We start from the raw sequence: 21,957 nt of genomic DNA, 5'->3' as shown, positions 1-21,957 counted from the left end.
CATATCTGCATCTTTCATTCATCCTGTTGAGTGCGGCGGGGATGATGTTCCTAGGGTCCGTTTGGGCGCAAACCACTACACCTTTGCAGTAGGTACCACAACCTTCTCCCTCAAAACACGGTTACCTGAGGCCTAACCAACTGGCTGTCCTGTCGCAGCCCCTTATTTCGCCTCATGACCGAAGCAGTAGCGGCTGATGTTCAGCCCGTGATAGAGGACGCTCGTCCTACTCCTCCCCTACCCTTGGCGCCGGCCCTGGTGTGGCTGATGGCCATTACCTGCGGCCTGGTGGTGGCCAATATTTATTACAACCAGCCGCTGCTAGCCGAAATCGGGCGCAGTTTCGGCCTGAGGGAAAGCCGCGTGAGCTTAGTGGCTACTATCACCCAAATTGGCTACACGCTAGGCTTGCTGTTCGTGGTACCCCTAGGCGACAAGCGCGAACGGAAAAGTCTAATTCTAATGATGCTGTTGTGCGCGGCCGTGTGTATGGCCGGAGCCGCCTTTGCGCCTTCGTTTGCGCTGCTGGCCGGGGCTAGTCTGCTCATTGGTATCTTCTCCTCGGTGCCGCAATTGCTGATTCCCATGGCCGCTTCGTTGGCCAGCGACGAGCAGCGTGGCCGCGTAGTAGGCAAGGTAATGAGCGGTTTGCTGATCGGGATTTTGCTTTCCCGCACCATCAGTGGGTACGTGGGCGCACAGTTTGGGTGGCGCACTATGTTTTGGGTAGGCGCGGCCATCATGGTGCTGCTCACTGGCATTCTGGCCCGCATGCTGCCCCGCAATCAGCCGCACTTTGTGGGCAGCTACGCTGGGTTGCTGAAGTCACTTGGTACGCTCACGCGCGAACTGCCCGTGCTCCGCCGCTCAGCGTTGGTGGGTGCCTGCATGTTTGCCGGTTTCAGTGCCTTCTGGACTACGCTAGTATTTTTCCTGGAAAGCGACGCGTATCACTATGGCAGTGAAGTAGCGGGGCTTTTCGGGCTGATTGGGGCTAGTGGAGCTTTTGCGGCTTCCTTCGCCGGTAAATCGGCTGACCACAAAGGCGCTGACTACGCCCTGAACCTGGGTATTGTGATGTTTCTGGGGGCCTATGTGCTACTGGCGTTTGGCGGCTACTACCTGTTGGGGCTCATTGTGGGGGTAGTGATTCTGGACGTGGGCCAGCAGATGACACACATTTCCAACCAGACCCGCATCTTCTCGCTACGCCCCGAAGCCCGCAGCCGCCTCAACACCGTGTACATGACTACCTGCTTTATCGGTGCCTCCTTAGGTTCCTTCCTAGGCGGTATCGCCTGGACTCACTTTCAGTGGCTGGGCGTGTGCGGCGTGGGCTTGGGGTTTGTCGTCGCTGCGTACTTAGTAAATCGGTTTTACGGCCGAACTGAGGGTAGTAAAGTAGAGCTCTAGCGGCTTTGCTGGGTGATAAAAGCACTGATGAAGTACTACCCTACACGTGAACTCAAAGTGTTAATTCTTGAAGACTGGCGTTATAACAAACATTACGTCAAGCAACTTTTCCAAGAAAGCAGGAATTTGAAGTAGGTCATCTCAGTATGCCTTGAATAATGCTATAGGACTCGTACCACTTGGTCGTGATGCAGCTTAATCTTAAGCGTAGGTGGACAGTACAAAACTGCCTTATGAAATTCGACAGTATCGCCATTCGGTTCGATATGCAGCGTTACCCTATTTACACTACGTGGTAGCCCATGCTGCTTGGCAAGCGCCGGTAGGTCCAAGGGCGGGAGTCGAGCACAGGCACTGGCGACCACTAACACGAGATGATCACCGAGCTGCATCAGGTCACAGGGCTGTAGGTACTGCATGGATTCCAGATCTATTAGGGAAGTCATTTCCACTTCCGTGCTGTCGCCCTGCTGAGTCACTTCTAGGTAATACAGTTTCGTTGAATCAATGGGATTGCGCTGGATGTATGCCATCAGATTCTCTCGCACAATCCCATTATCCAGGATAGCAGTATACTGGACGGGTGGCTTCTCCGTACAAGAAACCGCTAGGAGGAGCAGAACGAACCATTTCAGCATCCTGATATAGTGTAATAAAAGAAGAAGAGATAGAGTCGTCTTAGAAGTAAATACTATGTTAAGTAATGCCTATAAATAACCAAGCTACAACTGCCCACCTGCTTCGCAGCAGATGCACAATTGTAGCTTGAATAGAATCCGGTTTACTAGGTCTGCTTATTCCTCCAACCGCCCGATACACACTTTCAGACTGTCGCGCCAGTACGGAATGGCCACGCCTAGCTGGGTTTTAGCTTTGCTTTTATCCATCACGGAGTAAGCCGGACGGGTGGCTTTGGTGGGGTACTCGGCGGTGCGAATGGGCAGGGTGCGTACCGACACATTGCCTAGCTCGAAGATGGCTACCGCGAAGTCGTACCAAGACGTGATGCCTTCGTTGCTGTAGTGGTAGATGCCGTACTCTTGGCTATCAGTTTCGATAATGGTTAGGATGCAGCCGGCCAGGTCGATGGCATAGGTAGGCGTGCCCACCTGGTCCCAAATCACTTTCATTTCTTCCCGCTCGCGGCCATATTTGAGCATAGTCTTCACGAAGTTGCCCGCGTACTCCGAGTAGAGCCAGCTAGTGCGTAGGATGAAATACTGGCTGGTGTGCTCCGGAATTACCTGCTCGCCTTCCAGTTTCGTGAGGCCATACACGCTGATAGGTTCGGCTTCGTCGGTTTCCACAAGCGGCGTGTTGCCGGTTCCCGCAAATACAAAATCGGTGGAAATATGGATGAGTATGGTGCCATGCTCGCTGCACAACCGGGCTAAATTGGCAGCACCGTCGCGGTTTACCTTACGGGCAATTTCTACCTCATCCTCGGCTTTATCCACGGCCGTATAGGCGGCGCAATTAATGATATAGGTCGGCTTGTATTCCGCAAAAACAGCTTGCAGCGCCTCTACGTTGAGTATGTTGGCCTGCGCTTCGGGCAGAAAAACCAAGTTGGTCAGGTTACGCTCTTTCGAAACGTGTTGCAGGCACTGGCCCAATTGCCCGGAGGCTCCAAATACAAGTACGTTACCCATGAAATATGCTGCGTTGTGAGGCCCAAAAGCCGGTTCGTGGGCTTGGGCTACCTAGTAGTGCTATACATCTAGCTTGCCATATACGAAGCCAGAACGCTGCAAATTAGCTTTTTCAATCCAGCTTCGGGCCACCTTCCTGCACCGGCCGCTTGTTCTTGATGGGTTCAAAACGCTGTTCGCGCGGTTGTTTTTCGCTGAGGTAGCGCCAGTAACGCAGCGGCATGTGGCGGCGGTGCAGCTTCATGTTTTTGCGCTCCGGAATGTTCACGTGGTCGAAGTACGATTGCCACAGCAGCTTAAACAGCGGCTCCCGCTCATCGAGCACGGTAGCAGAAATAGACGTATTGCGCTGCGGAGCGCTGGTTTCAAACTGCACAATGTCGGTGCGCACTAGGTCGTAGTAGAGGCCATACCGGCGGCGCTGGTCAAATATAAGCCAGCGCTGGTCGGCGTAGCGCTTGGTAAAGTGCGGGGCAATGAGCGGCAGCACATCGAAATCTGGGTCGATGGTAGCATGGAACAGGCCGTCGGAGGTTTTCTCGAAACGGACGAATGCTTCCATGCGATGCTTTTCGCGGTACATCTGCTGGGCAATGCTGGCCACGCGGCGCACATTGTCATCGGCGAAGTTCTCCGAAATGTCGCGGCCGGCGCGCATGGCCAGGTCAGCGTAGCGGAAAATCAATAGCTCCCGATCTGGCTGTTCACTCAGAAAGGTGTGGAACAAGCGGGTGCGCGCCTCAGCATCCATGTAGCGCAGCAGCCCTTCCCACACGCGGGCCGCCGCAGCTTCGTCGGTATCAATCTGCACGGGCTGGGCGAACAAGCCTCCTTGCACAGCTCCCAAAGGTTGAATGCTGTTCGGCGCGGCCTTACGGGTATACACCTGAAATAGCACCGACAGCAAGCCCTCGAACGAGCCATCGTAGGCATAGTCCAGAGGAGGGTTCGTAAGGGCAGGTGCTGCCACGCGGGGCTGAATCGCACTACCCTTCCCGGGTAAAGCAACCCCTTGGCGGGTAAGGGGGCCTAAGGAACGACTCATAGTGTGGCTTTTCAGGAAGTTGTGATGGAGGCCGGACCTAGAAACTCCAGCAATAGTTGATTTACGCGTTCGGGCTCTTCCTGATGCAGCCAATGCGTGGCTTCATCAAAGTACGTAAGCTCGGCTTGGGTGCAGTACTCCAGGCTCTGCTGAGCCAGCTCCGGCTCCAAAAAGGCATCTTTACGGCCCCACAGAATGCGTAGCGGCAGCGTAATTTTCCCTACTTGCCCTGTTTTACGGGGCGTGCGCACGGCGGCTCGGTACCAGTTAATCATGCCGGTAAGTGCGCCGGGCTGGCTCCAGGCCTGCACATAATGCTGCAAATCGGCGGTAGTGAAGGTGCCTTTTCGACTAGTGCCGCGCAACGCGCCCCGCCCAAAACGGTACTGGCGTCGGCGGAACATCTTTTCCGGAAGCCATGGCAACTGAAAAAAGAAGATGTACCAGCTTTTCAGTAGCTGCCGCGGGGTTCGACGCAACGCCTGGCCTAGTACTGCCGGATGTGGTACATTCAGCACCACGGCACGGGTTAGCCGCTCAGGGTGGTTAGCGGCCAGCCACCAGGTTACGGCCGCGCCCCAGTCGTGGCCAACAACGGCCGCCTTCTGGTGGCCGGCCGCGTCCATCAAACCGAGAATGTCGGCCCCCAGCTTGCTCATCTGATAGTCGGCAATGCGCGTGGGCTTGTCGCTGAAATTATAGCCCCGCTGATCAGGAGCCCACACTCGAAACCCGGCTGCTGCCAGTACTTCTATCTGGTGCCGCCAGCCGTACCAAAACTCCGGAAAGCCGTGCAACAGCAACACCAACGGACCATCCGAGGGCCCACATTGCGCCACATGCAGCGTAATGCCGTTGGTTTGGACGTGTTGGAAATCAAGTTCGTAGGCCATAGAGCACTACTACCCCGCTAGGCGCGCTGAGGTTGCAGCGAAGCCCTTGTACTAGGCTGCCTCGGAGCGTGAAGTGGCACGGGCAACTCTTGTGGTGGCGGCTTCGCGGTGCAGTTGCTGCACAATGGGCAGCAACTCCGAGAGCTTGCAGCAGCACGCCATCCGGGCCACTTTCACGGGTTTCGAAGAGTTGGCAGCAGCCGACGCGTCGGCAGGGGCGCGATGTGAAATAGTCATGTCAGGGAGAAGTTATAGATGGGGTGTTTAAGCAGTTTGGGCAAAAAATCAGGTAAGCACTTCTGTCAACGCACTAAAAACCAACCACCTTAACAACAACTCAGGATGCCTGGGCAAACAAATCGAGCTGCTGCGTAACCAGCGCCGACCGTACCGAGCCAGCCCCAAACAGGATCTGGCGCCGGATGGTCTGCTCATCATAGTCGCGCTTTTCTAGAGCTTGGCCGCGGCAGGTAAGGAAGAATTTAGCGCGCTTGAGCACTACCCCAAACTTGTGCAGGTGGTCGAGCGTGATGGGCGAGAAACGGCGGGCAGCCACAATACGCTTAGCTGAGCGTGCTCCCACGCCCGGAATGCGCAGTATCATCTCGTAGTCAGCGGTGTCCACATCAACCGGGAAGGCATGGCGGTTGCGCAGCGCCCAGGCTAGCTTAGGGTCAATTTCCAGATCGAGGAATGGGTGCGCGGGGTCCAGAATTTCGTCGGCCTCAAACCCGTAAAAACGCATCAGCCAGTCCGTCTGGTAGAGGCGGTGCTCCCGAATAAGCGGTGGCTGCGTTACCTGCGGCAGGCGGGCGTCGTCGGTTACCGGAATATAGCCGGAGTAGTACACGCGCTTTAAGCCATAGCCTTTATAGAGCGAGTCAGTGAGGCTGATAATCTGCAGGTCGTTTTCGGCGGAGGCGCCCACAATAAGCTGTGTGCTCTGGCCGGCTGTGGCAAACTGCGGCACTTTCTTGAACAGCGCCTTCTCCTCTTTATTCTGCTGAATGCCGTCCCGAATCTGAGCCATCGGCGTCAGGATTTCCTCGTAGTTCTTTTCCGGCGCGAGGTTTTGCAAGCTCATTTCAGAGGGCAGCTCAATGTTCACGCTCAGGCGATCGGCATACAGGCCGGCTTCCTGAATTAGCTCCTCCGAAGCACCCGGAATGGCTTTCACATGGATGTAACCATTGAACTTGTGCTCGGTGCGCAGCTTCTTGATGATGCGCACCAAACGCTCCATCGTGTAGTCGGGCGAGGAGAAGATACCAGAGCTCAAAAACAGCCCTTCGATGTAGTTCCGGCGGTAGAAGTTCATGGTCAGGTCCACTACTTCATCCACGGTGAATGCGGCGCGCTTTACATCGTTGGAGCGGCGCGACACGCAATAGGCACAGTCGAAGATGCAATGATTGGTGAGCAAGATCTTCAGAAGGCTCACGCAACGGCCATCCTCAGTATAGCTATGGCAGATGCCCATGCCCTCGGCGTTGCCCAAGCCACGGTTTTCATTTTTACGCTTACCACCGCTGCTGGAGCACGAAACATCGTACTTCGCGGCATCTGCCAATATATTTAGCTTTTCCTGGATTCGCTCGTTCATCGGGGCCGTATCTGGGCTTAAAAATAGAAGCTTATGCGTAAATACGCAATAGATTGAAAGGCTAATTTTTTTGGAATTGTTCCCTTAACACCGACTTTTATCTGAAGTATCGTTAGTAAAGCCTGGAGCCTAGTTTACTAGGCACAAGCCCAACTTAAACCGGCGCGAAATGCATTTGCGCTGTATCTTGCCAAGGCTGGTTTTGCCTGAAATATGAAGTATGTAGTGTGGCTTGGGGTAGTGATGCTAGGGTTCGGCCTTGCTGTACCCGCCCGGTCCCAAACTACCCCACCCGATACCACCCGCGTCTCCAAAACTGCTCCGGACTCGCTGCGCCGGCGCTTTGACCAAGAGCGGATGCTGAATGGCTTGAAGGCCTATGCCAAGCGCAAAACCATTGCCGGTAAGGCCGTTTCGGCGCTATTCAACTTTACTGAGCGCAGCGAAGACCGCATTGGCCTAGATGTTACGCTGCTCGATAGGCAATTCGACCGACACAACTACAAAGTAATCCGCAAGATTGATATCCGGACGCTGGATGCTTTCGGCTTCAGCATCTCAGACTCCACCCGGATTCCGCGCAACATTCTGGAGAAAACCGGCAATACATTCCACATCAAAACCTCCAAGGCGCGGGTGCGGCAGGTGCTGCTGTTTCGGGAAGGCGAAGAGCTGGAGCCGCAGGATCTGGCCGAATCAGAACGTTTGCTGCGCCAAACCAGCGAGTTGCTGGATGCCCGCGTGTTCGTGAATGAACGCACCAGCACCGCCGACAGCGTGGATGTGCAGGTAATAACCAAGGATGTATTTAGCCTCAGTGGCACGTTTCAGCTTCGGGATGTGGGAGCCGGCGTTATTGGCGTGCGCGACGTGAACTTCCTAGGGCTGGGCCACCAGTTCCGGAACCGCTACGAGTACGGCCGCAGCGACGATGGGCCCGGCACCAAGCCCTGGCGCTACGAGGGCAGCTACCTGGTTCCGTTTCGCAACTTCGTGTACGGGCAAGCGCGCTACCTCAACGGCACGCGCAACGAGGAAGCCAGCCTCGGCTTCGCCCGCGACTTCTTTTCCATTAATACACGCTACGCCGGCGCCGTAAACTACAGCTACTTCAACCGCATCATCACCACCGATGGGGAAGGCACGGAGGAAAAGCCGTTTGTATTCACCCCACAGCGCTTCAACATTATGGATGTGTGGGCCGGCCGGGCCCTGCGCATGAAAAGCTACGACCTGGGCTACGAAAACCCGGGCCGCTTTATCGTTTCGGGCCGCGTTATCCGGACCTCATATGAGCAGAAGGCCTACCCCGAAGACCTGACGGCCAACCTGCTGCTGGGCACTTTCGGCTACAGTGTGCGGCGCTACTATAAAGACAAGTATCTGTTTGGCTTTGGCCGCACCGAGGACATCCCGACCGGCACGCTGGTGAGCCTTACCAGCGGCTATGAGTTTAATGAGGCCCGTAACCGCCGCTACTATAGCTTCCGGTTGGCGTATGCTGGCTACCATCCGCAGCGGGGCTACCTGTATCTGAACGGCGAAGTGGGCACCTTTGTGCGGAACCGTGGCAACGACTGGCAACAGGGCCTGATTGCCGGCGAGGTGCTGTACTTCACGCGGTTGTACCACACGGGCAACTACCAGTGGCGCCATTTTTTCTGGCAGCGCAGCAGCATCGGGCTTAACCGCCGGCCCGGCGAGCAACTTCTGAGCATTGCCGGCGAGCGAGGCCTGCGCGGATTCCGGCCCGACGGGCTGCTAGCCGGCACCAGCCGCGTAACCTTCAACTACGAAGCCACCCTGTTCACCCCGGTTTCCTTTCTGGGCTTTCGGATGGCCGGCATTGCCTTTGCCGATGTGGCTTGGCTGAACGCACGCACTCCTAATCGGCCACTCCCCTTCTTTGAGGCGCCGTACACGGGTTTTGGGCTGGGCTTGCGTTTCCGCAACGAATACGCGGCCCTGCGCACCTTTCAGATTTCGTTTGGCTTTTACCCCCGCGGCATGAGCGCGCCCAACGGCATCCGTATTTTCGAAAACTCCCGGCCCTACTACGACTTCAGCGACTTTAGCTTTGCCCAGCCCAGCGTGCTGGTCTATCAGTAAGCACTAGCTCGTCTCGCTGATCAAACCGCACATCTTTAGAAGCCAGGAAGGGCTAGTACCTGAGAGTTTGCGCCGAGAATAACCCTGCAACTTGCCCGGCACGTACCTTTGCCTACCAACCATGTGCTGCGCTCTTCGCAGCCGGGTCCGCAACAACAATCGGCAAGCGTATGCAACTAGGTGATTTCAACGAACTGGAGGTAGCCCGCGAGGTAGACTTCGGCATGTATCTGACTTCCGACGACGGCGACCTGCTGCTGCCGCGCAAGTATATTCCGGCCGGCACCCACGTTGGCGACACGGTGCGCGTGTTTGTGTACCGCGACTCCGAAGACCGCCTGATTGCCACCAACCTAGAGCCCTACGTACGGGTAGGCCAGTTTGCCGCGCTTACCGTGCGCGACGTAACGCCTACCGGCGCCTTTCTCGATTGGGGTTTGGAGAAAGACCTGCTCCTGCCCTACCGCAACCTGCGCCGCTCGCTCCGCCCCGGCGACCGCTCCACCGTGTTTGTGTACCTCGATGAAACTTCTGACCGCATTGTGGCCTCGGCCAAGTGGGAGTGGTTTCTCAGCGACCAGCCCTACCCCGGCAAAGAAGGCGACACGGCCGAGCTGTTTGTGGCCGAAGAAACCGACATGGGTTACAAAGTAATTGTGGACGGTACCCACCAGGGGTTGCTTTACCATAATGAAGTGTTTAAGCCCCTGCGCCTTGGCGATGTGCACACTGGCTACGTGCGGCAGGTGCGCCCCGATGGCAAGCTCGACCTAAGCCTGCAGCGCCAAGGCTACGACGAAGCCGTGGCTGCTTCTGAAACGCTGCTGGAAGCCCTACACAAAGCCGGCGGAACCCTACCCCTCGGCGATAAAAGCGAGCCAGACGACATTTACCGCCGCCTGGGCATGAGCAAAAAGGTGTTCAAGAAAGCGCTAGGCACCTTGTATAAGCAAGGCCTCGTACGCCTGGAGCCTGAGCACACACACTTGGTAGAGCCGGCCAAGTAACCGGTTTGGCGCAGAAAGGTGCCTAGGGGCCACAGGCCTTCAAGCAAGATGCTTTCTGTGCTTACAGGCAACGGACAGAAGCATGTTGGCATCTACTCGATGGCTGCTGTACATGTGTAGCCTTCGTAGCGAGGCCGTGCAGCCAGCTTTGCCTAGTACGTTCCTGCTTTTCACTTCCCAATGCAAAAAACCGCCCTCATTGCCGGCGCAAGTGGCCTGGTAGGCAGCCAGCTGCTGCCCCTGCTGCTAGCTTCCGAACGCTACAACCGCGTTATAGCAGTGGGCCGGCGCCCTTTGCCGATGGTACACCCTAAGCTGGAGCAGCGCATCGTTAGGTTTGAGCAGCTGGAAGAGCACCGGCTGCAGCTTATTGCCGATGACGTGTTTTGCTGCCTAGGCACTACGCTGCGCCAAGCCGGCTCCAAAGAAGCATTTTACGCCGTCGATTTCCTGTATGTAGTAAAGCTGGCGGCCCTGACGGCGGCTAATTTTGCGGCGCAGCTGCTGGTGGTTTCGGCTATGGGCGCTAAGGCCTCCTCGGGCTTCTACTACAACCGCGTGAAGGGCGAGATGGAAGAGGCGGTACGGCAGGCGCCGTTTCGGGCCATCCATTTCTTTCGGCCTTCTCTGCTGCTTGGCAACCGCCCCGAAAAGCGCGCAGGCGAGCAGGTAGCTGGTGTGCTGCTGAGCTTGGTAAAGCCCGCGCTACTAGGCCCGCTGCGCCATTACCGGGCCATTGAGGCAGCCACAGTGGCGCGGGCCATGCTGCGCGCCGCTGCTACCGATGAGAGCGGCCTGCACGTTCACCTATCAAGTACCATAGAAAAGGAAGGCCGCGAGAGGCTGTAATTATCGAAGGCAAGTTGTACTTTTGCCGGAAGCATACGTTTTACATTCTTCCTTTTCCGCATGAAGTGTCTGGTTTTTGGCTTGATAACCCTTGGGTTGTTGGCTGGTAGTGAAGGGGTCCAAGCTCAGAGTAAAAAGAAAGGCGGCGGTGGTGCCGGCTACCAAACGGCTATTGGCCTGCGCGGCGGCGGCTGGTCATCGGGCCTGACGGTCAAGCACTTCCTGAGCGGCAAGAACAACGTGGCCGTGGAAGGCCTGCTTACCCGCGAGTATGCGGCCCGCGGCGGACGCCTGACCTTGCTGCTGGAAAAACACCTGCCCGTTTCTGACTTTAAAGGCTTGCAGTTTTACTACGGCGCCGGCGCTCATGTTGGCTCTTACCAAGGCCGCTACTACTTCACCGATGGGCGTTTCCGCCGGGGTAAAGACAAGTATTACTACTCCAGCTACTACTACGACGACAAAAACTACATCGTAGCCGGCGCCGACCTGATTCTGGGTCTGGAGTACAAAATGGCCGACCTGCCCTTCACCGTTGGCGTCGATTACAAGCCCTTTTTCGAGGTGTTTGATGGCTACACCGGCTTCTATAACGATGCCGCTTTCAGCCTGCGCTTCGCCTTCTAGTAAAAACTACTAGCTACTTGAAAGCCAAAAGCCCGGTCTCACTTAATGTGAAACCTGGCTTTTAGCTTTCAGAAACGAGTGGCAGCGCTATGTTCCCACTTGCGCTCTATCTGTTTGATCTGAAATCTACTAGCCCCTTTAAGCATCTAAACCCACCCGGACTACAAATGGAGCTTGTGGGTACTAGGCGACACATGAGGTCAAACCTACCAAATGCCACCCGGCCGCATTCGGCCATAAGGGCGCGGAGCAGGCACTACCACATCGCGGCGGCGCGGCTCTACCACCACTACCCTGGCTGGGCGCGGCCTATAATAGGGCCGGTAGTAGGGCCGCCGATACCCCCGATAGTATGGGCGGTAAAGCGGGCGAGGCGGCGGATACCCATAGTAAGGCCCCGGAGGCGGACCTACCACCACCGCCGGCTGCGCGCTCGTAACGCAACTAGACAGAGAAGCTGACAAAGCCAAAAAGGCCACCAGAAACAGAACCGGACACTTCAAAAGCATTTTCATAGCAAGCAGATAGAGGGGCCCTAAATGAGGGCCGTGTTTCTGTTAGACTACAGCAGAACTGCAAGGTTTAACGGCATGCTAGCGCGCGAGTTATAACGCAAAGCGCCGGCTTTTCCCTGAAGGAAAAGCCGGCGCTTTGCTACTTCGGTAGCGTAAGGCTGGTTACTTTTTGCTGTTCCGGTATTCGTCGTTGAGGCGCTTGAGCACCGTGTTGGTAATGTCGAGGTCTTTGCGGCCGTAGGCAATGGTGCCACTAGGCGCTGCAATTAGAATCAGGCGGTAGCCGTTGTCTTTGCCGTATTTCTCAATTTGCTTATTAATGCGCTCCAGTACTTGCTGGGTCATCTTCATTTCCTCTTCCTGAGCCTGGCGCTGCAGCTTTTCCTGCTCCTGGGCCACCTTCATCTGGCGGGCCTGCAGTTGCTGCTCGGTGGTAGCGCGCTGCTCCTGGGTCATGCCTTCGGCTTTTTGCTGGTACTGCTGCACGGCCGTCTGGAAGCCTTGCACCAGCGTCTGGTTTTGCGTTTCCCAGCGGCGGGCTTTGGCTTCGAAATTCTTGCGGGCATCCTTCATGCCCTGGTAGCCATCCAGCAGTTTCCCTGACTCTACGTAGGCTACTTTGTTGGTATCGGCTACAGCAGCTACTGGCTTGCTAGGCTCCTCTTCCGCTTCAACCGCTGCAGTGGCAGTTGAGTCAGGAGTTTGCACGGTAGCCACTGGCTTTTTGGCGGTTACGGTAGGTTTGCTGGCAAAGTGCAGATAGAACAGCACCGCTACGGCCAGGCCCAATACGATATTAATGACTAGCTGAAGAGAGTTTTTCATTGGGTAAATCAGGAAGAGAGCCGCAGATGGCCTGGCAAAGAAACGTAAAAACTGCCAGTGCGCGCCCTAAGGATAGTTGCCTTTCCTTTGCCTGCGCTCCGTGCCAGGCACTGGCAACTTGTGCTACATCAGTTCTTCTTCGCCTGCTTCTTCATCTTCCTCCGTTTCCGTATCAATCGGGCCCATGGGCTTTTCATCGAAGGGCACTGCCAAGTCGGCCCGACTGGGGTTGAAATCGGTGCGGCCTACGTGCACAAGGGCATCACCTTGGTTTACTACAGGCATATGGTTGAGGCCAATGATATAGCCTGCTACCGGCGACTCCAGCCGCACGGAGTTTTCGCCGTACGGATCGGCTACGGTCCCGAACACCTGGCCCTTTTCAATGTATTGCCCTAGGTGCACCAAACTGCGAAACAGGCCAGCATACTTGGCGCGCAACCAGGTAGAGCGCATACACACCACCGACTCCTGCGGCGCGGGCTCGGCCTCCGGCACCATCCCCAAAAAGTGCAGCACCCGAAACGTACCCGCAATACCCAGGTCAATACCCGCTTCATCCAGCCGCAACGACTCGCCGGTTTCATACACAATAATGCGCCGCTCTTGCTGCATAGCGGTTTCGCGCAGCGAGCCGGCGCGCAGGCCCGCGTGCAGCGTAAAGGGGGCAGCAAATGCTTCGGCCATGGCATCGGTCATGGCATCTTGGTGCAGCAGGCACCGGATTTGGGAGATGTTGGCCCGGGCTGCTCCTCCCGTATGAAAATCAATGCCGTAATCAATGAGAGGCATGATTTCGCGCATGAAGCGCGCAGCTACGCGGCTGGCCAACGAGCCGCGCGGGTTGCCCGGAAACGAGCGGTTTACGTCTTTGCCGTCGGGCACCTCACGCGAGAAGTTCAGAAACCCGTAAATATTGAGAATAGGAATGGCAATGATGGTGCCTCGCGTAGGGTGTAGCATTTTGCGCCGGATCATGCGCCGGATAATTTCAATGCCATTTACTTCGTCGCCGTGCAGGCCAGCCATCAGCAGCACCGTGGGGCCAGGTTCCAGGGCCCGAAATACGTATACGGGGATGTCGATAACGGTGCCGGAAGGAAGCCGCGAAATCACGAGCCGCGTGAGCACCTGCTGGCCCGGCGCAATGGTCAGGCCGTTTAAACACAGACTTTCATCAGGCGCAGCAGGCGGCGGGAGTTCAGACACAGAGCAAGGCAGTGAGACCGGCAGCAACCGCCGCCAGCCAGGTGAAATAAGTACAGAACGCTGCCCAACCACCAGTAGTTATACCCGGCGCGGGGTACTAGCCTTCGTTACGGGCTAAAGCGTACGCCCGGCTTCCTGGTTTCCATCCGTGCTTCTCGTTGCTGTCCCTGCCCTGAAAACGTCAGATGCCCTGCGCCCACTCTTGCCCGACACTGCGGAAGATAGAGAATGCCCGGCACATTCTGGCCGTTATGGGCGAAAGCCCATAAAGGTTTGCCTGGGTTTGAGGGGTAGTAAATGCACTACGGCCCACTTGCCAATTGGCAAGTGGGCCGTAGTACAGAACAGTAGCTCAGGGCTCTACTTAATCAGCTTGGGTATCGGGCATGCCGCCGGGGGCAGCAGCTTTGGTGGTCTTTTTGGGCTTTTTCTTATGCGACAACTGCTCAGTGTACTCAATGATTTTGCCGGCAATGTTGAGGCCCGTCGATTTTTCAATGCCTTCCAGTCCCGGCGAGGAGTTTACTTCCAGCACCAGCGGGCCGCGCTTGCTCTGAAGCATATCTACGCCGGCAATACCGAGGCCGAGGGCTTTGGTGGCCAGCAAGGCAGCGGCTTTCTCGGCGCGGGTAAGCTTTACTAGGGTACCAGAGCCGCCGCGGTGCAGGTTCGAGCGAAACTCGCCTTCCTTGCCCTGGCGCTTCATGGCGCCTACTACCTCACCATTTACCACAAAGGCCCGCAAATCGGCACCTTTGCTTTCAGCAATGAATTCCTGCACAATAATGCGAGCCTTCAGATTATGAAACGCTTCAATAACCGATTGGGCCGCCTTCGCCGACTCCGCCAGCACCACACCCAGGCCCTGCGTGCCCTCCAGCAGCTTGATGATAACGGGGGCGCCGCCTACCTGCTGAATCATTTCGGCTACTTCATCGGAGTAGTTGGTGAAGGCGGTTTTGGGCATACCCACCCCGGCCCGCGCCAGAATTTGCATGGAGCGGAGCTTGTCGCGGCTGCGCACAATGGCCTGGCTTTCCACGGCCGTGCGCACCTTCATCATTTCAAACTGACGCACCACAGCGCAGCCATAAAACGTAACGGAAGCGCCAATACGCGGGATAATGGCATCGAAGCCTTCCAGGCGCTGGCCTTGGTAAATAATGCCAGGCTGACCTTTCTCCAGCACCAGATTGCAATGCAAATGGTCTAGTACCACGGCCTCGTGGCCACGCTGCTCGGCAGCTTCTACAAGTCGCTTGGTAGAATATAGCTTCGGCTCGCGCGATAGAATCGCCAGTTTCATCGGATGCAGGGTACGTATGAGAGATAAAGAGCAGAAGCCTGCCACAAAGATAGGCGACACGGTTGGCAAGCCCGACGGGGCTAGCGAGTAGTAGGCTGGTTTTTGTACGAGAGGTTGCGCCGCGCTACATCTACCACCAACCGCGCCTCGCGCAGCAAAACCCGGCCTATCAGTACGGGATATTTCATGTCGGAGCGGTCAGACAACGAAAATTCGGTGATAAAATCTTCGCCGAACAACCGAATGGCGGCCCGAATCACGTAGCGCTCTTGCACTTCGCCATTGGAGCTCTTGATATCGCGCAGGCCAAACTCATCAAACTGCATAGGCGAGCCATCGAAGTTTGGGTGCGACGGATCCAGAAGCTGCACGTGCAGCCGTTGCCGCCCGTCGGCAAAGGTTTCCACGTGAATATTGGAGCAGTGAATAGCGGCGGTATAGGCCCCGGTATCTACCTTGGCCTCTACCCCCCAGAGCTGAAAATCCGGAAAATCTACCAGTTCCCGCCGACCGACCATTCGCTTGGGCACGCGCTGTGTTTTCATGGCTGGCAAGATAGCAGGTGACATGGTAAGACGACCCGGTAACTCAGGAAACGCCAAAATAAAAGAACGTCATGCCGGCCAAAGCCCCTGCATGACGTTCTTTTCAGGTTTTCAGTAGCTAGCCTTTGTAGCTGATGCGGTACACGGCATCGTTCTGGTCGTCGGAAACCAGTAGAGAGCCATCGGGCAACACGAGCAGGCACACAGGGCGGCCCCAGGGCGTTTTGCCTTGCAGCCAGCCTTCCGCAAAGGTTTCGTAGCTCTTGGCCTGCTTGCCGGTAGCATCGAGGCGCACGAGGCTGATGCGGTACCCAATTTTGTTGCTGCGGTTCCAGGAGCCGTGTTCCGGAATAAAAATCTGGTTGCGGTACTGGGCCGGGAACTGCTTGCCGGTATAAAACTTCATACCCAGCGCCGCAACGTGCGGCCCCAGCTTGCGGGCCGGCTTCACATATGTATCGGCCGACTTGCCTTTGCTGAACTCCGGATCAGGCACATCGCCGGCGAAAAAGTACGGAAAGCCAAAGTGCTGGCCTGGGCCGGCAGCGCGGTTTAACTCATCAGCCGGCAGGTTGTCGCCGAGTTGGTCGCGGCCGTTGTCGGTAAACCACATGGCTTTGTCCTGGGGGCTCCAGTCGAAGCCTACCGTATTGCGCACGCCATAGGCAAAGGTTTCGAGGCCCGTACCGTCGGCATTCATGCGGTTGATGGTGGCGAAGATGGGCTCTTCGGGCAGACAGCTGTTGCAGGGCGCACCCACGGGCACATACAGTTTACCATCGGGCCCAAAGGCAATGTAGCGGTAGCCGTGCCACTCTTTGCTAGGCAGCGTACCAATCACAACCGGCTTGGGCTTCTGCTTGAGCTTAGTGGCAATGTTGTCGTAGCGAATGATGCGGTTGATTTCGCCTACGTACAGCGCGCCGTTGCGCACGGCTACCCCGTTGGGCGCATTCAGGCCCGTAGCTACGGTCACTACCTCATCGGCGCGGCCGTCTTTGTTGCGGTCGGGCAGGGCAAACACTTTGTCGTCTTTGGTGCCCACGTACACAGTGCCATCAGGCCCCACAGCCAGCTCCCGGGCACTTTTCACACCCTTGGCGAAGTAGCTGATGGTGAAACCAGCCGGCAGCTTTATTTTGCTCAGGTTTGCATCCGGGGCCACAGCGGCCGGGGTTTCGGGCATAGAGGCAGCTAGGGCCAGCGGAGCCAGCGCGAGCAGCGGAAGAAAGTAGCGGGTTTTCATACTGCCACTAACCCAGAGCGCCGCCGGAAGGTTGCAGCTACTAGCCCCGGGCCTGGTCTAAACCCGGTCGGCGCGCTGCCGCACTAGGCGCTCATACTCCCGCTCCGAGAGTTGCGTCCGGCCTAGGCTGCCGTACGTGCCAAACCCTTGAACAGCCACGCCTATGCCCCAGAACACGGTTGACCACACGGGCCAGGGGAGCGGCGTACCTGGGCGTCCGGTCAGTAGCCATATCGTCCAGAGCAGGGCATTTACGGTAACGTAGGTAAACAGGTGTGATTTGAATTTGGCACGCTGTTTTGCCATCCGCCATAGTTGAGGGTCACGCTGCGAGGTTTCCATGGTTGAGTAGGGTTGCGGTTGATGGATAGCCAAACATATACAGTTCATTAGCATACACAAATTCATATATACCCAAACGGTATAAACACTAGGCTGAACCGTCGGAAAAGCAGACTCAACCGCTTACAACTTTCTGCTACCTTCGGCCGCAACGGCGCCCTAGGTCACTTCGTTATGCCAACCGGCATGTTCCATATCCCTGTCTGTATGGCCTCTCCTTCTGTTTCTTCTTGGCGCACCGAAGCGCAGCGTTTTGACCGCATCTTGCTTTACCGCGGCAACATCATTCATCTTGATACCGATGCCATCGTGAATGCGGCCAACTCCAGCCTGCTCGGGGGCGGGGGCGTTGATGGGGCTATTCACCGCGCCGGCGGCCCCGAGATTCTGGATGCTTGCCGTACGCTGCGGGCCAGCCACTATGGCAGCGGCCTGGCTACGGGCAAAGCCGTACTCACTACCGGCGGGCGGCTGCCAGCGCGGCACGTCATTCATACTGTAGGCCCCGTCTGGAACGGAGGGCACAAACACGAGCCAGAGCTATTAGCCGATTGCTACCGCAACAGCTTGCACATAGCAGCTGACCATAAGCTACATAGTATAGCCTTTCCGGGAATCAGCACCGGAATATATAGTTACCCCAAAGCCGAAGCCACGACCATCGCCGTGCGGCAGGTGCGGCAGTTTTTACAGGAGCATGAGCTGCCGCAGGAGGTTGTATTTGTGGCCTTCGACGAAGAAAGCTACCGACTTTTGGAGCAAGCGCTAGGCCAACCGTAGCTTGGGGTGGCGGCGTAGGTAGGCTGCCACATCGTAAATCAGGCCGGCGTGGCCGGTTTCCAGCAGCACGGTGTGCGCCTGTTGCAAAGACGTGATGAAGCGCTGCAAGCCCGCATGCGGAATCACTCGGTCGTGGCGACCCAGGAAAAAGGTAACGGGTATTGGGCGCCGGTTCAGAACCAACGCCAGCTTTTTCAGATCAAAGGTCAGGTTGCGGAAGCCCACCCAACTGCGGTACACGCGCAGCCGTTTTTCACGGCTATCGAGTTGCCATTGCGCAAACCGGATCAGGTTAGCATCGAGCAGCCGGCGCTCATGCAGGGTATCGAGGAAGCGCAAGATGCGTTGGGGGCGCAGTACGGCCCGGCCCAGCACGCCGCGCATCCAGGGCGGGTACGTAGCCATGGTGTACCAAAACTGCCGCTGCAAGCCATCAGGAGCCAATAGCCACACCTGCTTTACCAGGTCCGGAAACTGCTCAACCGCCGTGAGGGCGAACTTAGCGCCCATGCTAAAGGCCAGCAAGCTGAACTCATGAATGCTATGCGCTTCCAGAAACTCGCCCAGCAACGCTCTTAGCCGATGCTTGGAAAGAGGTGCATCGGTTTTGGCTAGCTTGCTGCGCCCGTGGTAAAACAGGTCGAAGGCATACACCGTCACCTCGGGGCCCAGGGCCTGCACGAACGTGCGCCAGTGGCCCTCACTTTGCCCGTAGCCATGAAACGCCAGCACTACCCGCGGCCCCGTTCCATATTTCTGAAAGTGCAACTGGGTTTTCATGAGCGTAGCGGTAAAGGCGGCAACCCTACTACGGAGAATTCGCGCTGGGTGCTGTTTTCACAGGTGCTACCGCACTTTGGCCGCTACCCTACCCTAGGCGCGAAACCCCACCCGACACAATAAATTTCATAACCTCACTGCTGGGCAAATCGAGGTACGTGATATTCTGGACCGGCACCAGCACCAGCTCGCCCGAGAAGTTATAGGAGTGCGGAAAGTACACGGCCAGCAGGTCGTCACGGTGCAGGCCGCTCATGGTAGCCTGAGTCACGAACCCCATCTTATAGGTTTGCTCCGCAGCGCTCAGGCGCACTAGCACCGGGCGGTTGAACTTCTGATTATCGCCCACGAAGGCATCAAACAGGTCTTTCAGGCTGGAGTAGATGATACTTACCAGGGGCGTGCGGTGCAGCAACCGCTCCATGATAATGAGAAACGGCCGCACCAGAAACGACTTCGCTACAAAGCCCACCAGCGTAATAAAGCCGATGGCCACCAGCAACCCCAGCCCAGGAATATCAAAGCTCAGGCCCGCAAATAGGTCGTTGAGCCAGTGCAGCAGCGCATACAGGATATAAACCGTGAGGCCGACCGGCGCGACAATGAGAAACCCGTTCAGAAAATAATTAATAATGCGACGCATGGGCAGAGAAGTTGGCCCGCAAGTTACCGGAGCCGACACAAAAACGAGTACCCGGAAGCGCGGCTTCGCAGGTACTCGGTCTGGGTTGTGCATTTGCTGGCCGCCAGTTTAGGCCGGCAGCAGGGCTAGTGCTAGGTTATGCTACGGGCTCGGCCACGTCCTCAATGCGGTCTTTCACGCGCTGCATCAGCCACATGGGCGTGCTGGTAGCGCCACAGATACCTACTGACTCGGCGCCCTCAAACCACTCCTCCTGCAGCTCCTGCTCGTTCTCAACGAAGTAGCTGCGTGGGTTAAACTTATTGACTACCGAAAACAGAGCTTTACCATTGGAGCTTTTGCGGCCGCTCACAAATACCACTACATCGTGCTGCTGGGCAAACTTGGTTAGCGCCGGCTCCCGGTTGCTTACCTGCCGGCAGATGCTGTCATTGGCATCAAATGCCTCCAAGGAGCCCCCAGCCAACTTAATGCGCTCCTCTATCACCTCTTTCATGTGGTAGAAGCCCGCAGTGCTTTTGGTGGTCTGGCTGAACAACGTCACGGGGCGCGAAAAGTCTACCTGATCTAGGTCCTGCTCCGTCATCACGATGATGGCCTGGTTGCGCGTCTGGCCCGTCAGGCCAATTACCTCGGCGTGGCCGGGCTGCCCGTAAATGACTACCTGCCCATTCTGGCGGGTAGTGGCATCGAAGGCATGCTTTACGCGGTTCTGCAGCTTGAGCACTACGGGGCAGGAGGCGTCAATCAGCTCAATGTTGTTGCGCAGGGCCAACTCATAGGTTTCCGGCGGCTCGCCGTGTGCCCTGATGAGTACTTTGGCATCGTGCAGGTCTTCTAGCTGGTCGCGGTCAATAATGCGCAGCCCCAGGCCATGCAGGCGTTCTACCTCCATGCGGTTGTGCACAATATCGCCGAGGCAATACAAGGTTTCCTGTTGCCCCAGCTCGTCTTCGGCCATTTGAATGGCAAACTCAACGCCGAAGCAATAGCCAGAATTTTTATCGATGATGACGTTCATGGGCTCTATATTTTGGCACGCCACTGTAAGAGTACTACCTATCCTCAGCGGCGCAACCGGCGCCTACTCTGCAGGCTACGAATTTGTAAGCTGCTATAACTACAACAATTCTGCCGCACTTTTACTTGCCAAAACAGCAGGTAGTTTATTTCGGTACGCTTCCTGTCCAGCCCGCAGCTGCCAAAGAAAACAAGGAGGCGGAAACGCGTTCCAGCACAAAGTCTACCTGCTCGTCAATCATCATGTGGGTGGTGTCGAGCAACACGGCATCAGAAGCGCGGCGCAAGGGGCTTTCGGCGCGCGTTGAGTCGAGGTGGTCGCGCTTGCGTAGGTTTTCTACAATGTCTTCTACGGGCACGTGCTCTTCCTTGAGCGCTAGCTCCTCTTGGCGGCGCAAGGCCCGCGTGAGCACGTCGGCGGTCATAAATATTTTCACTTCCGCATCCGGGAAAACGGTGGTGCCAATGTCGCGGCCGTCCATCACTACCCCGCGCTTGCGGCCCATCCGCTGCTGCTGGCTAACCATGGCGTGGCGCACAGCCGGAATAACCGATACCTCGCTCACGGAATTGGAAATACGCATCTGCCGGATTTCATCTTCTCGAATCACGCCATCAAGGCACAGCTCGTTGCGGCCGGTTTTGCGGTTGCGCTTGAAGGTGATATGCATTTCACTGAGTGCCTGCTCAATGCGAGGCAAATCGTCGAAGCTGATACCGTGCTCCAGTAAATACAGCGTAACACCGCGGTACATGGCACCGGTATCGATGTAGGCGTAGCCTAGCTCAGCGGCTACGGCCTTGGCCGTGGTGCTTTTGCCACAGGAAGAGTAGCCGTCGATGGCAATGACGATTTTTCTCATGGCAGGAGTTGGGCTAGGCTCAAGCGAAGTAAAAGGACTCACTAAATCCAGGATTTACGGCTTGGCTTGGCAGCCAGGCGCTCAGGTACACCCGCGAAAAACGTGGCCACCGACTGGGCCAGGCCCTTGGTCAGTTGCTCGCTTACGCGGTAAAACGGATTGAAAAAATTGGTATCGTTGATGCCCACGCCAGTGGCACCATCGGGCCCTTTGGCCCAGGTACCGCCGTAGGTTTCTACTAGGCATTGGCCCAGAAAGCACCCTAGCGCCGTAATAACGCCCTGGCGGTCGGCTTCTTTCACGGTAGGCCGCTGCTCCTCAATAAAATCAGCGAGGCGCTGCACAGCGGCGGCATCAAAGTGGTTGACTTGCAGCTGTTGGCGCACGGCTTCGGCAGCGGCAACAAGCGAGGCTAGCGGATTAGAATCGGGCATAGAGGGGCAAGGCTGAACGGAGGCAATAGAGAAGCTTCTGATGATACGTGACGGGGGTGCGGCGCGTCAGGTTAATGACTGTCGCAGGGGCAGGGCACTTTCCCCATCGTGGCCTTGCGCTTGTAAGAGGCGGTTTTTTTCTGCTGGGGGCTGCGGGTGGCGCAGCCCGTGGCCACTAGGCCCGTGCTCCCGATAAGGGTAGCCAGCAGCAAAGTCACAATCTTTCTCACGGCGCGGATTTTCGGCAAATA

General features: G+C 56.8%; 23 protein-coding genes. 6 read left to right on the top strand and 17 right to left on the bottom strand.

Going from position 1 to position 21,957, the window contains the following annotated elements; genetic code table 11:
- The first annotated feature begins 174 nt into the window (after positions 1 to 174).
- Positions 175 to 1,413, top strand: coding sequence for an MFS transporter (locus ACYVGU_RS17705; RefSeq protein WP_460623133.1), 1,239 nt, complete (start codon positions 175 to 177; stop codon positions 1,411 to 1,413).
- 794 nt (positions 1,414 to 2,207) lie between these two features.
- Here the strand turns inward: ACYVGU_RS17705 and rfbD are convergent.
- The 5 genes from rfbD to ACYVGU_RS17680 form a co-directional block, all read right to left on the bottom strand.
- Complete coding sequence (rfbD, locus tag ACYVGU_RS17700) at positions 2,208 to 3,065, bottom strand: SDR family oxidoreductase (protein WP_460623132.1); 858 nt, start codon at positions 3,063 to 3,065, stop codon at positions 2,208 to 2,210.
- Between the two features lie 112 nt (positions 3,066 to 3,177).
- Positions 3,178 to 4,110 carry a TIGR03915 family putative DNA repair protein gene (locus ACYVGU_RS17695; RefSeq protein ID WP_460623131.1) on the bottom strand — a complete coding sequence of 311 codons (933 nt, stop codon included), beginning with the start codon at positions 4,108 to 4,110 and terminating at the stop codon, positions 3,178 to 3,180.
- Positions 4,111 to 4,121: 11 nt separating this feature from the next.
- Complete coding sequence (locus tag ACYVGU_RS17690) at positions 4,122 to 5,003, bottom strand: alpha/beta fold hydrolase (RefSeq protein ID WP_460623130.1); 882 nt, start codon at positions 5,001 to 5,003, stop codon at positions 4,122 to 4,124.
- 51 nt (positions 5,004 to 5,054) lie between these two features.
- Positions 5,055 to 5,240, bottom strand: coding sequence for a hypothetical protein (locus tag ACYVGU_RS17685; protein ID WP_460623129.1), 186 nt, complete (start codon positions 5,238 to 5,240; stop codon positions 5,055 to 5,057).
- 100 nt (positions 5,241 to 5,340) lie between these two features.
- On the bottom strand, positions 5,341 to 6,606 hold the full coding sequence (locus ACYVGU_RS17680; RefSeq protein WP_460623128.1) for a putative DNA modification/repair radical SAM protein: 1,266 nt from the start codon (positions 6,604 to 6,606) through the stop codon (positions 5,341 to 5,343).
- A gap of 213 nt (positions 6,607 to 6,819) precedes the next feature.
- Here ACYVGU_RS17680 and ACYVGU_RS17675 point away from each other — a divergent pair, with 213 nt between their 5' ends.
- From ACYVGU_RS17675 to ACYVGU_RS17660, 4 genes are all read left to right on the top strand, one after another.
- Positions 6,820 to 8,715 (top strand): BamA/TamA family outer membrane protein, encoded by a 1,896-nt coding sequence (locus ACYVGU_RS17675; RefSeq protein WP_460623127.1) that lies wholly within the window; start codon positions 6,820 to 6,822, stop codon positions 8,713 to 8,715.
- A gap of 170 nt (positions 8,716 to 8,885) precedes the next feature.
- The gene (locus ACYVGU_RS17670; protein WP_460623126.1) at positions 8,886 to 9,722 is read left to right on the top strand and encodes a CvfB family protein; all 837 of its coding nucleotides are present in this window, start codon (positions 8,886 to 8,888) and stop codon (positions 9,720 to 9,722) included.
- A 180-nt stretch (positions 9,723 to 9,902) separates the two neighbouring features.
- Complete coding sequence (locus ACYVGU_RS17665; RefSeq protein WP_460623125.1) at positions 9,903 to 10,571, top strand: Rossmann-fold NAD(P)-binding domain-containing protein; 669 nt, start codon at positions 9,903 to 9,905, stop codon at positions 10,569 to 10,571.
- A 60-nt stretch (positions 10,572 to 10,631) separates the two neighbouring features.
- A complete protein-coding gene (locus ACYVGU_RS17660; protein WP_460623124.1) occupies positions 10,632 to 11,198 on the top strand; it encodes a hypothetical protein in 567 nt (188 codons plus the stop codon).
- Positions 11,199 to 11,875: 677 nt separating this feature from the next.
- Here ACYVGU_RS17660 and ACYVGU_RS17655 read toward each other — a convergent pair.
- The 6 genes from ACYVGU_RS17655 to ACYVGU_RS17630 form a co-directional block, all read right to left on the bottom strand.
- The gene (locus ACYVGU_RS17655; protein WP_460623122.1) at positions 11,876 to 12,538 is read right to left on the bottom strand and encodes an OmpH/Skp family outer membrane protein; all 663 of its coding nucleotides are present in this window, start codon (positions 12,536 to 12,538) and stop codon (positions 11,876 to 11,878) included.
- Between the two features lie 123 nt (positions 12,539 to 12,661).
- Positions 12,662 to 13,747, bottom strand: coding sequence for a succinylglutamate desuccinylase/aspartoacylase family protein (locus ACYVGU_RS17650; protein WP_460613938.1), 1,086 nt, complete (start codon positions 13,745 to 13,747; stop codon positions 12,662 to 12,664).
- Positions 13,748 to 14,111: 364 nt separating this feature from the next.
- On the bottom strand, positions 14,112 to 15,053 hold the full coding sequence (gene rimK / locus ACYVGU_RS17645) for a 30S ribosomal protein S6--L-glutamate ligase (protein ID WP_460623121.1): 942 nt from the start codon (positions 15,051 to 15,053) through the stop codon (positions 14,112 to 14,114).
- Positions 15,054 to 15,133: 80 nt separating this feature from the next.
- Positions 15,134 to 15,598, bottom strand: a complete 465-nt coding sequence (locus ACYVGU_RS17640) for an ATP-dependent zinc protease family protein (protein WP_460613936.1) — start codon at positions 15,596 to 15,598, stop codon at positions 15,134 to 15,136.
- A gap of 118 nt (positions 15,599 to 15,716) precedes the next feature.
- A complete protein-coding gene (locus ACYVGU_RS17635) occupies positions 15,717 to 16,844 on the bottom strand; it encodes a PQQ-dependent sugar dehydrogenase (protein WP_460623120.1) in 1,128 nt (375 codons plus the stop codon).
- A gap of 57 nt (positions 16,845 to 16,901) precedes the next feature.
- Positions 16,902 to 17,150 (bottom strand): 2TM domain-containing protein, encoded by a 249-nt coding sequence (locus ACYVGU_RS17630; protein WP_460623119.1) that lies wholly within the window; start codon positions 17,148 to 17,150, stop codon positions 16,902 to 16,904.
- A gap of 243 nt (positions 17,151 to 17,393) precedes the next feature.
- Between ACYVGU_RS17630 and ACYVGU_RS17625 the strand changes: the two genes are divergently transcribed.
- The gene (locus ACYVGU_RS17625) at positions 17,394 to 17,966 is read left to right on the top strand and encodes an O-acetyl-ADP-ribose deacetylase (protein ID WP_460623118.1); all 573 of its coding nucleotides are present in this window, start codon (positions 17,394 to 17,396) and stop codon (positions 17,964 to 17,966) included.
- On the opposite strand, the gene ACYVGU_RS17620 is transcribed toward ACYVGU_RS17625, so the two are convergent.
- From ACYVGU_RS17620 to ACYVGU_RS17595, 6 genes are all read right to left on the bottom strand, one after another.
- Positions 17,952 to 18,746: an alpha/beta fold hydrolase gene (locus tag ACYVGU_RS17620; RefSeq protein ID WP_460623117.1), complete on the bottom strand. Its 795-nt coding sequence runs from the start codon at positions 18,744 to 18,746 to the stop codon at positions 17,952 to 17,954. The two genes, ACYVGU_RS17625 and ACYVGU_RS17620, sit on opposite strands and share 15 nt — an antisense overlap.
- Positions 18,747 to 18,834: 88 nt before the next feature.
- Positions 18,835 to 19,389 (bottom strand): DUF502 domain-containing protein, encoded by a 555-nt coding sequence (locus ACYVGU_RS17615; RefSeq protein WP_460623116.1) that lies wholly within the window; start codon positions 19,387 to 19,389, stop codon positions 18,835 to 18,837.
- Positions 19,390 to 19,525: 136 nt separating this feature from the next.
- Positions 19,526 to 20,410, bottom strand: a complete 885-nt coding sequence (locus tag ACYVGU_RS17610; RefSeq protein WP_460623115.1) for a 4-hydroxy-3-methylbut-2-enyl diphosphate reductase — start codon at positions 20,408 to 20,410, stop codon at positions 19,526 to 19,528.
- A gap of 145 nt (positions 20,411 to 20,555) precedes the next feature.
- Positions 20,556 to 21,272 (bottom strand): (d)CMP kinase, encoded by a 717-nt coding sequence (cmk, locus tag ACYVGU_RS17605; RefSeq protein WP_460613929.1) that lies wholly within the window; start codon positions 21,270 to 21,272, stop codon positions 20,556 to 20,558.
- Between the two features lie 41 nt (positions 21,273 to 21,313).
- Positions 21,314 to 21,706, bottom strand: a complete 393-nt coding sequence (locus ACYVGU_RS17600) for a hypothetical protein (protein WP_460623114.1) — start codon at positions 21,704 to 21,706, stop codon at positions 21,314 to 21,316.
- Positions 21,707 to 21,777: 71 nt separating this feature from the next.
- Entirely contained in the window at positions 21,778 to 21,936 is a 159-nt protein-coding gene (locus tag ACYVGU_RS17595) for a hypothetical protein (RefSeq protein WP_460613927.1), read from the bottom strand.
- Positions 21,937 to 21,957: the final 21 nt, after the last annotated feature.

It is taken from the genome of Hymenobacter tenuis, assembly GCF_054780495.1.
The sequence above is the reverse complement of the archived record's forward strand: the minus strand, read 5'-3'. Positions and strand labels throughout refer to the sequence as shown.